The sequence below is a fragment of the uncultured Ruegeria sp. genome (assembly GCF_947500045.1).
Lineage (GTDB): Bacteria > Pseudomonadota > Alphaproteobacteria > Rhodobacterales > Rhodobacteraceae > Ruegeria.
Window position 1 is genome coordinate 89,210 of record NZ_CANMQQ010000005.1, and the last position, 12,695, is coordinate 101,904.

Annotated in this window: 12 protein-coding genes; 10 read left to right on the top strand and 2 right to left on the bottom strand. The window is 57.0% G+C overall.

Going from position 1 to position 12,695, the window contains the following annotated elements:
• The first annotated feature begins 99 nt into the window (after positions 1–99).
• The 5 genes from Q1B46_RS10485 to Q1B46_RS10505 all read left to right on the top strand — a co-directional run bounded on the left by Q1B46_RS10485 (position 100) and on the right by Q1B46_RS10505 (position 6,059).
• Positions 100–987 (top strand): BadF/BadG/BcrA/BcrD ATPase family protein, encoded by an 888-nt coding sequence (locus tag Q1B46_RS10485; RefSeq protein ID WP_299947729.1) that lies wholly within the window; start codon positions 100–102, stop codon positions 985–987.
• Entirely contained in the window at positions 974–1,729 is a 756-nt protein-coding gene (locus Q1B46_RS10490) for a GntR family transcriptional regulator (RefSeq protein WP_299663255.1), read from the top strand. The genes Q1B46_RS10485 and Q1B46_RS10490 overlap by 14 nt, the downstream gene beginning before the upstream one ends.
• 12 nt (positions 1,730–1,741) lie before the next feature.
• On the top strand, positions 1,742–2,770 hold the full coding sequence (locus Q1B46_RS10495) for an SIS domain-containing protein (protein WP_299947731.1): 1,029 nt from the start codon (positions 1,742–1,744) through the stop codon (positions 2,768–2,770).
• Entirely contained in the window at positions 2,767–3,903 is a 1,137-nt protein-coding gene (gene nagA / locus Q1B46_RS10500; protein ID WP_299947733.1) for an N-acetylglucosamine-6-phosphate deacetylase, read from the top strand. Before Q1B46_RS10495 ends, nagA begins: the two co-directional genes overlap by 4 nt.
• 155 nt (positions 3,904–4,058) lie before the next feature.
• A complete protein-coding gene (locus Q1B46_RS10505) occupies positions 4,059–6,059 on the top strand; it encodes a hypothetical protein (protein ID WP_299947735.1) in 2,001 nt (666 codons plus the stop codon).
• Positions 6,060–6,061: 2 nt separating this feature from the next.
• On the opposite strand, the gene Q1B46_RS10510 is transcribed toward Q1B46_RS10505, so the two are convergent.
• A complete protein-coding gene (locus Q1B46_RS10510) occupies positions 6,062–6,364 on the bottom strand; it encodes a DUF6476 family protein (RefSeq protein WP_299947737.1) in 303 nt (100 codons plus the stop codon).
• Here Q1B46_RS10510 and Q1B46_RS10515 point away from each other — a divergent pair.
• The 5 genes from Q1B46_RS10515 (at position 6,363) to Q1B46_RS10535 (ending at position 10,780) form a co-directional block, all read left to right on the top strand.
• Entirely contained in the window at positions 6,363–7,397 is a 1,035-nt protein-coding gene (locus Q1B46_RS10515) for an RluA family pseudouridine synthase (protein WP_299947739.1), read from the top strand. The two genes, Q1B46_RS10510 and Q1B46_RS10515, sit on opposite strands and share 2 nt — an antisense overlap.
• Before the next feature lie 147 nt (positions 7,398–7,544).
• Positions 7,545–8,441 (top strand): RNA polymerase sigma factor RpoH, encoded by an 897-nt coding sequence (gene rpoH / locus Q1B46_RS10520; protein WP_299947741.1) that lies wholly within the window; start codon positions 7,545–7,547, stop codon positions 8,439–8,441.
• 129 nt (positions 8,442–8,570) lie between these two features.
• The gene (locus Q1B46_RS10525; RefSeq protein ID WP_299947743.1) at positions 8,571–9,545 is read left to right on the top strand and encodes a Gfo/Idh/MocA family oxidoreductase; all 975 of its coding nucleotides are present in this window, start codon (positions 8,571–8,573) and stop codon (positions 9,543–9,545) included.
• A 56-nt stretch (positions 9,546–9,601) separates the two neighbouring features.
• Entirely contained in the window at positions 9,602–9,871 is a 270-nt protein-coding gene (locus Q1B46_RS10530) for a DksA/TraR family C4-type zinc finger protein (RefSeq protein WP_299947745.1), read from the top strand.
• A 15-nt stretch (positions 9,872–9,886) separates the two neighbouring features.
• Positions 9,887–10,780 (top strand): DMT family transporter, encoded by an 894-nt coding sequence (locus Q1B46_RS10535; protein WP_299947747.1) that lies wholly within the window; start codon positions 9,887–9,889, stop codon positions 10,778–10,780.
• 33 nt (positions 10,781–10,813) lie between these two features.
• On the opposite strand, the gene Q1B46_RS10540 is transcribed toward Q1B46_RS10535, so the two are convergent.
• A complete protein-coding gene (locus tag Q1B46_RS10540) occupies positions 10,814–12,634 on the bottom strand; it encodes a M3 family oligoendopeptidase (RefSeq protein ID WP_299947749.1) in 1,821 nt (606 codons plus the stop codon).
• Positions 12,635–12,695: the final 61 nt, after the last annotated feature.

Genomic DNA, 12,695 nt, shown 5'->3' on the forward strand with positions numbered 1-12,695 from the left:
CTTTTTATGTCAGTATATTTCAATAATTGAGCGGAAATTCTTAAGTTTATGTACAATTGGCTCTTCTAAATCTTAGATAGGTATTATAAAGGTATCTTCATGAGTCGTTCCACTGATACCATTGTTGTGGCTGTTGATGGCGGCGGTACGCGTTGCCGTATCGCTGTTTCTGGCGGCGCGCTCGCGCAACAGCTTGAGGTCGGAGCGGCGAATGTCTCGACCGATTTCGACGCGGCCTGCGCCGAGTTGAATCGCGGTATTGCCAGTTTGACGGAACATTGCGGATTGGATGCGGTGCAGATCGCCCGTGCGCCAGCCTATTTGGGATTGGCCGGAGTTACCGGATCAGCAATTGCAGATCGTCTGGCGGCTGTGCTGCCGTTTGATCATGTGCGCATCGAAGATGACAGGCCTGCCGCCTTGCGCGGTGCGCTGGGGTCGCAAGACGGGTTTGTTGCGCATTGTGGAACGGGGTCATTTCTGGCGGCACAGCTGGGCGATCAAAGGATCTTTGCAGGCGGATGGGGGCCGGTCCTTGGGGATCAGGCCTCGGCACAATGGGTCGGGCGACTGGCTCTGTCGCGCACGCTGGATTGCGTTGATGATCTAAGGCCGGTGTCTGTGATGGCGGAGGATCTGTTGTCACGCTTTGGTGACGCCGCGGGCGTTGTCAAAGCTGCGTCCGGGATGTCTCCGACTGACTTTGGTGCGCTGGCACCCGTCGTGACGCTTCATGCAGGGCGAGGGGATGAGCTTGCAGTTTCGATCATGGATGCCAGTACGCGGTATCTGGCGGGTCAAATGGAAGCGATGGGGTGGGTGCCCGGTCAATCGATCTGCCTGACGGGTGGCATCGGTCCACACTATGCCGCGTATTTACCAGAAGTCATGCAACAGGACCTGACCAAACCATTGGGCGATCCGTTAGATGGTGCAATCGCGCTGGCCCGCGCGTTTCAAGAGGAGATCGAACATGAGCGTTGCTGACTTCCTGCGACCCGAGGGTTGGCTGGGTCAGACCGCCGGGCCGCGTTACGTGCAACTGCGCCAACGGCTTGAGAAAGGGATCGAAGAGGGCATTCTGCCCCCCAACAGTTCACTTCCACCCGAGCGTGAGATTGCCGAGCTGACCGATCTGTCGCGTGTGACAGTCCGCAAGGCCATACAGGAACTGGTACGCAAGGGCGCCATCGAACAGCGACAGGGGTCGGGCTCGTTCGTGCGCCAGCCTGTGGCACGGGTCGAGCAATCGCTTTCTCATCTGACTTCGTTCACCGAAGACATGGAACGGCGGGGGTTCGAGACGACCTCGACATGGTTGGAACGCGGGGTTTTTTTGCCCTCGCCTGATGAGATGCTTGCGCTGGGATTGTCAGCCAATGATCAGGTCGCCCGCATTCACCGTCTACGTGCAGCCGGAGGGCGGCCGATGGCACTGGAGCGCGCTGCACTACCGCTGGATATCCTGCCAAATCCCACCGAAGTCACCGGGTCGCTTTATGCGTTTCTCGAACAATCCGGGCACCGCCCTGTACGCGCGATCCAGAAGATTTCAGCCATTAATCTTGAGGCGACCGAGGCAGGTCTACTGGACGTTGCCGAGGGCACGGCAGGGCTGCGCATTCAGCGCACGTCTTATCTTGAAAGCGGGCGTGTCGCTGAACTAACCCGATCCATCTATCACGGCGAGGCCTACGATTTCGTGGCAGAGCTGCGTCTGTCAACCTGAAAGGCAGGACAAATGTCCACCGAAACCACTCAAATGCGGCGAGAAATCAACGAGATACCTCTTGCTGTTGAACGACTTCTAACCGATGGCGCCAATACCATTGCAAAGACAGCAAGCGCGGTACGCGCGCACGATCCCAGCTTTCTGATCTCAGTCGCGCGCGGATCGTCGGATCATGCCTGTAGCTACCTGAAATACGCATCCGAATTGCTGCTGGGCTTGCCCATGGCCTCGGTCGGGCCGAGTGTGAAATCGATTTACGGCGTGGACATGCGCTGCCCCGGCGCACTGTGTATCTCGGTGTCGCAATCGGGCCAAAGCCCCGACATTGTGCAACTGACGCAGTCCTTAACAGAAGGCGGCGCATATTCGGTTGCAATCACGAACAACACGGGTTCGGCATTGGCCAATGCAGCCTCATCGGCGCTGTCGATTCATGCGGGCCCCGAACTAAGTGTGGCGGCCACAAAGACCTTCGTGACCTCACTGATTGCCGGGCTATGGCTGCTGGCCGAAGTTAAAGGCGATGATGAATTGTTGTCCGCGGTTCACAAATTGCCAGAAGCTTTGGCGCAGGCGATCACATGCGACTGGGGTGCCGTCGTGGAAGCCGTTGACGGACAATCCCTGTTCACGTTGGGGCGGGGGATGTCCTGGGCAATTTCGAATGAGGCGGCGCTGAAATTCAAGGAAACCTGCCAGATCCACGCTGAAAGCTATTCCTCGGCCGAAGTGCTGCATGGTCCGGTTTCAATAGTCGATCAGGGCTTTCCGGTGATTGCCTTTGCGTCTGGTGACGCGGCCGAGGCCAACATTGCCGAGGTCGCAGATGCGCTTGCGGCCAAGGGCGCAATGGTATTTGCGACGACCAACAAGGTTTCAGATGCCGTATCGCTGCCGCATGTGCGCACATCACATTGGATGACAGACCCGGTGGCCTCGATCGCGTCATTCTACGGTTTGGTCGAAACGGTTGCCACCCGCAGGGGTATTAACCCAGATGCGCCACGCCACCTGCGGAAAGTGACGGAAACGGTATGACCGGCACAACCATCACTTTCACCGGTGGACCGATCTTTGACGGCGAGACATTGCTGAACGGTCAGGCCGTCCGTTTCGTCGATGGTATGTTGGATTCAATTCTGCCCGAAGCTCAGTTGTCTTCGGGTGAAGCGGTCGAGGATCTTTCGGGCGATATCCTTAGCCCCGGCTATGTCGACCTGCAGGTCAATGGCGGCGGAGGTGTCATGTTCAATGATGATCCGTCGGTAGAAACCTTACAGTGTATCGCCGGGGCACATCGCGGGCTGGGCGCGACTTCTATTCTTCCGACGCTGATCACAGACACACCAGAGAAGACGACCGCTGCCATCGCGGCTGCCATGCAGGCCATCCAGCGCGGTGTTCCCGGGATTGTCGGCCTGCATCTGGAGGGGCCGTATCTGTCCGAGCGGCGCAAGGGGGCTCATGATGCTGCGTTGATCCGGCCGATGGAAGATGCCGATCTGGCGCAGTTGTTGGATGCGGCCAAGGCGCTGCCTGCGCTGATGGTCACGCTTGCACCTGAGAGTGTCACGATCGCTCAGGTTGAAACGCTCGCCAATGCAGGGGTGATGGTTTCGCTGGGGCACAGCGATGCTGCATACGAAACCTGCGTTGCCTATGCCCAAGCAGGCGCGCATTGTGCCACGCATTTGTTCAACGCCATGAGCCAGTTGGGCAATCGAGAGCCCGGTCTTGTGGGCGCGGTCCTGTCGAACGGGGCCATGTCTGCCGGACTGATCGCGGATGCAATCCATGTTCATCCCCAGACGATGCGGTCGGCCTTTGCCTCCAAACAGGGTCCCGGGTGCCTGTTTCTGGTCAGTGATGCGATGGCTGTCGCCGGAACGGAACTGAAAGATTTCAGCTTGGAAGGGCGGATCATTCAGCGTGAAAACGGCAGGTTGACCTTGCAGGATGGAACGCTGGCCGGGGCTGATCTTGACCTGACCACAGCGCTGCGCGTTCTGACGAAGAACGTGGGTGTTTCGCTGCCTGACGCGTTGGCGGCGGCCACGCGCATTCCGGCAGAACTTATTTCACAAAACCCGATCTCGCGCCTGAACATGATCTCGCAAGCTATTCGAATTTCCCCGGACCTGTCACGGGCCTGTCCCGTCGTGTCGATCTGACATCCGTTTGGTGCAAATCTCGAAGCGTGGCGCATTTCACACCTCGTCGCCGCTGCTGCGGTTGTGTATGACATTAGGCGAATGCGGTTTGGGAATGCCCTAATGTTTCAGGTGATTGGCACAGTCGGTTTAGGATCGATGGCCCGGATGTCGCTATGAGCGGAAAGCGCGGGGTCTTCATCGGTCAGCGCAAGGATCGGATGGGCGCGCGCCTGCTGATGATCCTGACTTGCATACGTCTCGCTGAAGATTTTGGGACCGACTACAAGGTGAACTGGTTCCCGCAGGGTGCGGATGCGCCGGAACTGGATCAGCCAGATGAGCTGTTCACCTCTGACTGGATGGATGCGCATTTCCTTGATCAGGCACAGTTCGACAAGCTGAACAAAACCGCCCTGCCGATTTGGGCCTTCCAAAATGACCCTTCGCCAGAGCGGCTGGTTGATCATTTGGCGTCTGGCCGTTCGGTTCTGGTAGAAGAGGGATTCGAGGTTCTGGCCTTTCCTTGGGAAGATATCGAAGCCATACGCCCGCGATACCGCGATTTCATCCGCAGCGTCGGGTTTATAGACGCGATACGCCAGATTATGGATCGTGCAGATGAGAAACTCTCGGGGCAGGGCGTTTCTGCCTACCATATCCGGCGCGGTGATATCCTGAACGGGCTACCGTGGAAGCATTCGACCTGGCCCGCCAAAGTCGAGCCTGAGGAATTTTATGAAGCCCATCTGGAGAAATCCGAGGGCCTGACGGCGATCATGTTCTCGGACCAGCCTGAGCTGATTGTTCGCTTCAAAAAACGGTTTCCGCAGCTCATGCAAATGTCGGATATTGCTGACTTGTCGAATTTGACGCGTGCGCAACGGGATTTTCTAGAGCTCTATGCGATGTCGCGGGCGGATCAGGTCATTGCACCTTACATTTCCGCCTTTTCGATGGCAGCGGCCCGGATATCGGGGCAGCAGCGTAAGGTGTTTCGTGATGTCCTGACCGAGGAAGAGCTGAAGGAGGCCAATGCACGGGTCATTGAACGCGTTGCGCGAGGGCCAGACGCGTTTCTGAACCCTTCCGAGGCCGCTCATATATACTCAAAGGCGGCACAATACCTCGCGGCGCAGGACCGCTGCGATGAGGCTTATGATAGCGCGAAACCCATTCTGGATGCTGGGGCCGACAACGCCTTTATGCCGCTGCTTCAATCCCTGAACTGCTTTTACCTGGAGATGTGGCAGGAAAGCGAAACGCTTGCCAGTGAAGGGTTGCAAAACCCGCATCTCTGGCCCGAGGATTACGCCGTCATGTGTGCCTTGCGTGGTGCCATTCTGGGTGTGCAGGGCAAGCGCTGGGCCGCGACGCGTCATTTTGCAAAAGCGTTTTGGGCCAAACCGTTACGACCTGATGTTGTCGTACTTGGGTCCAGAATGCTCTACCGCTCTCATCTGGCGCTCAGGCTGCTGCCACCTGTGGACTGGTCGCTGCAACGGATCGTGCGGCAGCGACGCTTTCCACCGTTCAACAACCTGTATCTGGTTCAGCACAAGGTGGTTTCATGGCGTCCGTGCAACTTTGATTTCATCCTGCTGGATTGGGCCGAACTGGCGCTGGATCAACGCGCTAAACGGCTTTTTGACCAACGCAAAAGGTTGGAGGCATTGAATGTGGCCTTGGATGATCTGCCGGACGTGCCAACAGATGATCCGCGTCTACTGGGGGCACGGGTAATTCTGCAAAAACATCTGGGCGAAATTTCCAGTGGCCAAGCCATCGACACAACCCGTCAGATCGTGGCTGAAGTACCGGAAAGCACGCTGTATCAAAAACGTCTTGCTGAGCTTTATGAAGCAGAAGGGGATACCGAAGCCGCGCATCGAACAATGGCCGAGGCATTGGCTTGCGACCCGGAAAGCCCGTTTCTTCTGTTTGCAATGGGCCGCATGCTAGAGCGGTCGGGTAAAACCGGGAAGGGCGAGAGCCTGATCTTGCAAGCTGCGGATCAGGATGAGGTAACCGTCGCCATTCAGGGTATGGCGGGTCAGATACACATGCGGCGTGGGAACAAGAACAAGGCCCGGCCTTATCTTGAGAAAGCGAGCGACCTCTATCCGCCCTACAAACGGTTTACGAATCAGCTGAACAGGCTGTCGGGCAAGACGTAACTTTAGTTCAGCGCAATCTCTTGCTTTAGTTTTCCGGTTGTCTTGTCAAAGATCAGAAGCCGATTGTCGTCGGTCACAACCGCATACCAGTTGTTGCCGATGGTCAGTGCCTGCGCGCGTGCACCATCTGGTAGCTCAATCTGATCGGGCAGCGTTGGGGTGCGATCCGATAGGCGGATGACAATCAAAGCGAATGTCACTAGAACCCCGCCAATCATCACCGCGGTCAACAGCATGACCATGCGCCGCAGCAACCGAAGCTGCGGTGTTTCCTGCGGTTCCTGAGGTTCGGAAGGGACAGTCATGGGCACCCGCCTGATAGAGTTTCAAATCGCGGCTGCGCCGCCTTCTCGCCTTGATAAGGCGCTTGCGCGGGATGTGCCAGCGGAAGAGAGCCTATCGCGCACCCGGCTGGCTCGTCTGATCGGCGAAGGGGCTGTCATGGTTGATGGTGCGGTCATCAACGATCCCAAAGCCCGGATAGCCGAGGGCGCGCAGGTCGCGATCGCGGTGGCCGAGGCCGAAGACAGCCATATCGGCCCCGAGGACATCCCGCTTGAGGTTGTCCATGAGGATGACGATCTGATCGTTGTCAACAAACCTGCGGGGATGGTTGTGCATCCGGCGCCGGGGTCTCCGAACGGGACGCTGGTCAATGCGCTGCTGCATCACTGTGGCGATGACCTTTCGGGCGTCGGGGGCGTCAAACGCCCGGGGATTGTGCACCGGATCGACAAGGAAACCAGCGGTTTGCTGGTGGTCGCCAAGTCGGACGCGGCGCATCACGGACTGGCTGCCCAGTTCGAAGCGCATAGTGTCGAGCGATATTATCGCGCTGTGTGCTACGGGGTTCCCGATGCCAATGATCCTCGGTTACGCGGGATAAAGGGCGTCAGTTTCGAGCCGGGAAATATCATGCGTCTGACCACGCAATTGGCGCGGCACAAGACGGATCGTCAAAGGCAGGCTGTGCTGTTTCACGGTGGCCGTCATGCCGTGACACGGGCAAGGATCGTCGAGGTTTTCGGCACCCCCGGCGGCCTGTCGTTGATCGAATGCTGGCTTGAGACCGGTCGGACGCATCAAATTCGTGTCCATATGGCCCATGCCGGTCACGGTCTTGTCGGGGACCCGGTCTATGGTGGCCGGCGCAAGCTCGCCGCGCGTGCGTTCACGCCCGAGGCCGCTGATGCGGTGCGGACGTTCCCCCGGCAGGCACTGCACGCTGCGGTGCTTGGGTTCGAGCATCCGGTCACGGGCGAGGCTTTGCGGTTTGAAGCGCCGCTGCCGCAGGATATGACCGCACTGCTGGAAAGCCTTAGAAGGCCTATGAAATAATCTGCAAAGGCTTGTGAATGTGGCAGTTTCAGCTTTTCTTTACATCAGGTTAATTTCAGACTGGTAGTTGATCCTCTTGAATGTATCGGGTCAGATACCCATATCCCATGTTAAGGGCTTAAACATTTGTCCAAGGGGCGGAAATAGATGGCAAATTACACAACTCTTCCAGCGCCAACACCCGAGGGTGGGCTGAACCGCTATATGCAGGAGATTCGCAAATTTCCTCTGCTTGAGCCGGAAGAAGAATACATGCTGGCCAAGCGCTGGGTCGAGGAACAGGATACCGAGGCTGCGCATAAGATGGTCACGTCTCATCTGCGTCTGGCAGCTAAGATCGCCATGGGATATCGCGGCTATGGTCTGCCACAGGCCGAGGTGATTTCCGAGGCCAACGTTGGCCTGATGCAGGCGGTCAAGAAATTCGACCCGGAAAAAGGTTTCCGGCTGGCGACTTATGCCATGTGGTGGATTCGCGCCTCGATCCAGGAATATGTCCTGCGGTCGTGGTCGATGGTGAAACTGGGTACGACTTCGGCGCAGAAAAAGCTGTTCTTTAACCTGCGCAAGGCCAAAGCTCGCATTGGAGCACTGGAAGAGGGTGATCTGCGTCCCGAGAACGTGGCGAGGATCGCCACCGATCTGGGCGTAACCGAAGCCGAAGTGATCAGTATGAACCGCCGGATGTCTGGTGGCGATGCCTCGCTGAACGCGACCGTCGGGTCCGAAGGCGAAGGTACGATGCAATGGCAGGATTGGCTGGAAGATGAAGATGCCGATCAGGCTGGTGATTACGAGGCGCGCGATGAATTGGAAGCCCGGCGCGAGCTGCTTTCTGCTGCCTTGGATGTTCTGAACGACCGCGAGAAAGATATCCTGACTCAGCGACGTCTGATGGATCAGGCTGTCACGCTTGAAGAACTGAGCACGCAATACAATGTCAGCCGTGAACGCATTCGCCAAATCGAAGTGCGTGCGTTTGAAAAACTGCAGAAGAAGATGCGCGAGCTGGCGCGCGAAAAAGGCATGCTGGGATCAAGCTGAACCCATCATGCCGTTTCCAGAACCGGTCTGACCATTGTCAGGCCGGTTTTTTCTTGCGCTTGGGGTATGACAGGCCACGCTTGCGCTGGTAAGTGGGTGGTGGCGCTAACAAGCAGGAAGAAGACAATCATGCACAAACCGGTTCAATGGGGTGTTCTGGGTGCCTCGAAATTCGCAGCTCAGCAAATGGGGCCAGCCATACACGCCGCCCATGGCGCACGGCTTGCCGGGCTGGCCACGTCAGATTCGGCCAAGGCGGCACCCTTTCAACAGTTCTGCCCGGATGTCCGCGTCTATCAAGGTTATGACGATTTGCTGGCCGATCCAGTTATCGAAGCGGTCTATATCCCGCTGCCCAATCACCTGCATGTGGAATGGAGCCTTAGGGCGTTAGATGCGGGCAAGCATGTACTGTGCGAAAAGCCGATGACGATGCGCGCGGACGAGTTTGACACGTTGATAGCCAAACGCGATCAAACCGGCTTGCTTGCGGCTGAGGCCTACATGATCGTGCACCACCCCCAATGGCAACTGGTTCGCAGATTGATCGCCGATGGCGCGATTGGAAAACTTGTGCATGTGACCGGCGCGTTCAGCTATGACAATCGCGCCGATACGGGCAACATTCGCAATAGGCCCGAAACCGGCGGCGGAGGGCTGCGGGATATTGGGGTTTACGTCATAGGAAGCGCGCGCTTTGCGACCGGGCAAGAGCCGACCTCGGTCAGTGGTGCGATCCGATGGGAGAATGACGTCGACGTCTTCACTGAAATTAGCGCGCAGTTTCCCGGCTTTACCTACACAACTTACGTGTCGACCCGAATGCACCCCCATCAGGAGATGGTGTTTCATGGCGAAGGCGGCGTTATCCGCATGACCGCTCCGTTCAATGCGCGTGTATTTGGCGAGGCACGGGTTGAATTGCACCGACCTGGACTTGAAGTGCAGGTGACGCGGTTCCCAGGGGATGACCACTATAAGACACAGGTCGAGGCGTTTTGCCGCTCGGTCCGCGACGGGGACGACTATCCCTGTACGCTTGAATTTGCACGCGGCACGCAAGAAGTAATTGATCGCGTGTTTGACAGCGCAACTTCGCTCTAGCTTGCCACGCCTGTGGTGTCTCGATTAACCTGTTCTGACCGGATCAGGAGGGTTCAATGGCGGGCGGTTGGGCGCGTGACGGCGCGGTAAGTGAACAAATCGAAGCGTCGATCTCTGATGAACTGGCGCGGATGCAGGCGAAAAAGCGGCTCGTAGGCGAAAGCTTGACCCACTGCGCCGAATGCGAAGAGCCGATCCCTGAAAAACGCCGCACCGCTTTGCCGGGGGTAAAACTGTGTCTGGAGTGTCAACAGGAACGGGACGGTAACTTTAAGATACGTGGTGGGATCAATCGGCGCGGTTCGAAAGACAGCCAGTTAAAGTAGCGCGAGGAGCATCTGGTGCAGGATCAACCGCAGAGATTATCACTGCTGCACAATGGGTTGGTCCTTGGGTTTCTGGCTGCGTTTCTCTGGGGCACGCACAGTGTCATCGTGCGTTACCTGACCAGTGATCTCGGTGGGTTACAGATTGCCGTCTCGCGCTTGTTCATAGCCGCACTTGCTATTTTCTGCATGTTGCGTGTGATGGATGCGCGGATCTCGATCCGGTTCAGAGATTGGAATTTCCGCCTTGCTGTGCTGTCAACGGTCGTAAATTACATCCTGTTCCATATTGGGCTTGAGCACACAGGCGCTGCGAATGCGATGGTGTTAGAGAATACCGCGCCATTCTTCGTTCTGATCTTCTTGTATTTTTTCGCAGATGCAATGATTGGTCGCACCGAAATTCTTGCAACTTTGCTGGCAATTTTCGGCGTTTTTCTGACGGTTTACCAGGATTTTGAGGGTGGCGGGGAACCCTTGATCGGCGATCTGATGGAAATTGGGGCAGGGCTTAGCTGGGCCGTGTTTCTGATTTCAAGCAGTCGGGCGATGCAGACGTCGAAAACAACGCCCGAGCGGTTGAATTTCCTGTTCGGCATCTTCCTGTGTTCCGGCATTCTGTTGGTGCCGTTGGCGGCGTTTTCGCTACAGATACCCACCGCAATTGACGTGGTTTTCCTGATCCTGCTGGGTGTATTTCCAACAGCGCTGGCCTATTACCTCTGGTACGAGGCGGCAGCACGGGTCTCGACATTGACGGCGACGTTGATGTTCGCCGCGTCGGTCGTATTTACGTTCATAAACTCGGCGCTGTTTCTGGGGGCCACCATTACACCACCTGCTGTTGTTGGGGCACTTTTGATCGTTGCGGCCATCTTCCTGACCACATTGAAAAAAACCCGAACCTAGCAAGGGCAGCCCCTGTCGGCTGCCCCTGATCAATTAGCGCTCCATCGCCTCCAGCTCGTCGATGAAGCCCGAGATCATGGACAGGCCTTTGTCCCAAAATTCCGGATCGCTGGCATCCAGCCCGAACGGCGCAAGCAATTCCTTGTGGTGCTTTGAGCCACCGGCGCGCAGCATTTCGAAATATTTGTCTTCGAAACCTTCGGCACCGCTTTCGTAAACCGAATAGAGCGCATTCACGAGGCCGTCGCCAAAGGCATAGGCATAAACGTAGAAGGGTGAATGGACGAAATGGGGGATATAGGCCCAGAAGGTCTCATACCCGTCCATGAATTCGAACGCGGGGCCAAGGCTTTCGGCCTGAACGCTCATCCACAGGGCGTTGATGTCGTCCGGTGTCAACTCACCTTCGCGGCGGGCAGCGTGGAGCTTGCATTCGAAGTCGTAGAAGGCGATTTGCCGGACGACGGTGTTGATCATATCCTCGACCTTCCCGGCTAGCAGTACTTTACGCTGCTGCGGGGTTTCCGCCTGATCCAGCATTTTTCGGAAGGTCAGCATTTCGCCAAACACGCTGGCGGTTTCGGCCAAGGTCAGCGGGGTGGATGACAGCATCTCACCCTGATCGGCTGCTAGTACCTGATGCACACCGTGACCCAGTTCGTGTGCCAGTGTCATCACGTCGCGCGGTTTGCCCAGATAGTTGAGCATCACATAAGGATGAACATCGGTGACGGTGGGGTGTGCAAAGGCGCCGGGCGCTTTGCCTGGTTTCACCGCCGCGTCGATCCACCCTTTTGAAAAGAAGGGCGCTGCGATTTCACCCATACGAGGGTCAAACGCGTCATATGCGTCCATCACAGTCTTCTCGGCCTCGTTCCAACCGACAATCCGAGTATCTTCCATCGGCAGGGGCGCGTTGCGATCCCAGACCTGCATCACGTCCAGACCCAGCCATTTGCGTTTCAACTCGTAATACCGGTGGCTGAGCTTGGGATAAGCGGCCACAACCGCTTCGCGCAGGGCTTCGACTACTTCTGGCTCGACATCATTTGACAGATGGCGACCGGTCTGGGCAGTTGGCATTTTGCGCCAGCGATCTACAATCTCTTTTTCCTTCGCTTGCGTATTGTGAACGCGCGCGAAAGTTTTGATATTGTGCTGAAATACCTCAGCAAGTTCACGCGCGGCGGCTTCGCGTTTGGTGCGATCCTGCTCGGTCAACAGGTTCAGCGTGCCTTCGATGTTCAGCTCTTCTCCGTCGACGGTAAAGGTCAGCCCTGCGATGGTTTCATCGAACAGACGCTCCCACGCGTCACCGACCACGCCCAGATCGTGCAGGAACTTTTCCAACTCGTCCGACAACTGATAAGGCTTCATTGCACGGATGCGGCGGAAGACGGGTTCATACCGGGCCAGATCAGCATTGGCATCGAAATGAGCATTCAGCCCGTCATCATCGATACGGTTGATCTCAAGCGTGAAGAACACCAGCGGCGTGGTGAAGACAGTGATCTTTTCCTGCATATCCGACAGGAATTTGGCGCGGTCCGCATCTGTGGTCAGCTGGTAATAGCGCAGACCTGCAAAAGACATGATGCGCCCGGCAATGGCGTTGATTTTTTCATTGCGATGCACGCAAGTCAGCAGGCCATTGGCATCCAGTTCGGCCAGCTTGCCTTCGTAATCGGCGGCAAAAGAGGCACATTCCTGTTCCAGCCAGTCCAGATCGCGCGACAGCTCTTTGGCGTCTTCCGAGGTATAGAGATCCGTCAAATCCCATTCTGGCAAGTTGCCCAGATCATCGGCACCGCCGCCAGCGTTTACGTCACGGACGGGGAAGGGAAGGTCGCGCATGGATCACCTCGAATAAACTGTGTTGGCAAACATTTAGGCGCGGCACGCCCGGATCACAAGC

What these genes read in the sequence shown, in the direction of transcription:
- rpoH (WP_299947741.1), top strand. Translation starts at nt 7,545, where the DNA reads ATGGCAAATTACACAACTCTTCCAGCGCCAACACCCGAGGGTGGGCTG.
- Q1B46_RS10485 (WP_299947729.1), top strand. Translation starts at nt 100, where the DNA reads ATGAGTCGTTCCACTGATACCATTGTTGTGGCTGTTGATGGCGGCGGT.
- nagA (WP_299947733.1), top strand. Translation starts at nt 2,767, where the DNA reads ATGACCGGCACAACCATCACTTTCACCGGTGGACCGATCTTTGACGGC.
- Q1B46_RS10540 (WP_299947749.1), bottom strand. Translation starts at nt 12,634, where the DNA reads ATGCGCGACCTTCCCTTCCCCGTCCGTGACGTAAACGCTGGCGGCGGT.
- Q1B46_RS10490 (WP_299663255.1), top strand. Translation starts at nt 974, where the DNA reads ATGAGCGTTGCTGACTTCCTGCGACCCGAGGGTTGGCTGGGTCAGACC.
- Q1B46_RS10525 (WP_299947743.1), top strand. Translation starts at nt 8,571, where the DNA reads ATGCACAAACCGGTTCAATGGGGTGTTCTGGGTGCCTCGAAATTCGCA.
- Q1B46_RS10510 (WP_299947737.1), bottom strand. Translation starts at nt 6,364, where the DNA reads ATGACTGTCCCTTCCGAACCTCAGGAACCGCAGGAAACACCGCAGCTT.
- Q1B46_RS10495 (WP_299947731.1), top strand. Translation starts at nt 1,742, where the DNA reads ATGTCCACCGAAACCACTCAAATGCGGCGAGAAATCAACGAGATACCT.
- Q1B46_RS10530 (WP_299947745.1), top strand. Translation starts at nt 9,602, where the DNA reads ATGGCGGGCGGTTGGGCGCGTGACGGCGCGGTAAGTGAACAAATCGAA.
- Q1B46_RS10505 (WP_299947735.1), top strand. Translation starts at nt 4,059, where the DNA reads ATGAGCGGAAAGCGCGGGGTCTTCATCGGTCAGCGCAAGGATCGGATG.
- Q1B46_RS10515 (WP_299947739.1), top strand. Translation starts at nt 6,363, where the DNA reads ATGGGCACCCGCCTGATAGAGTTTCAAATCGCGGCTGCGCCGCCTTCT.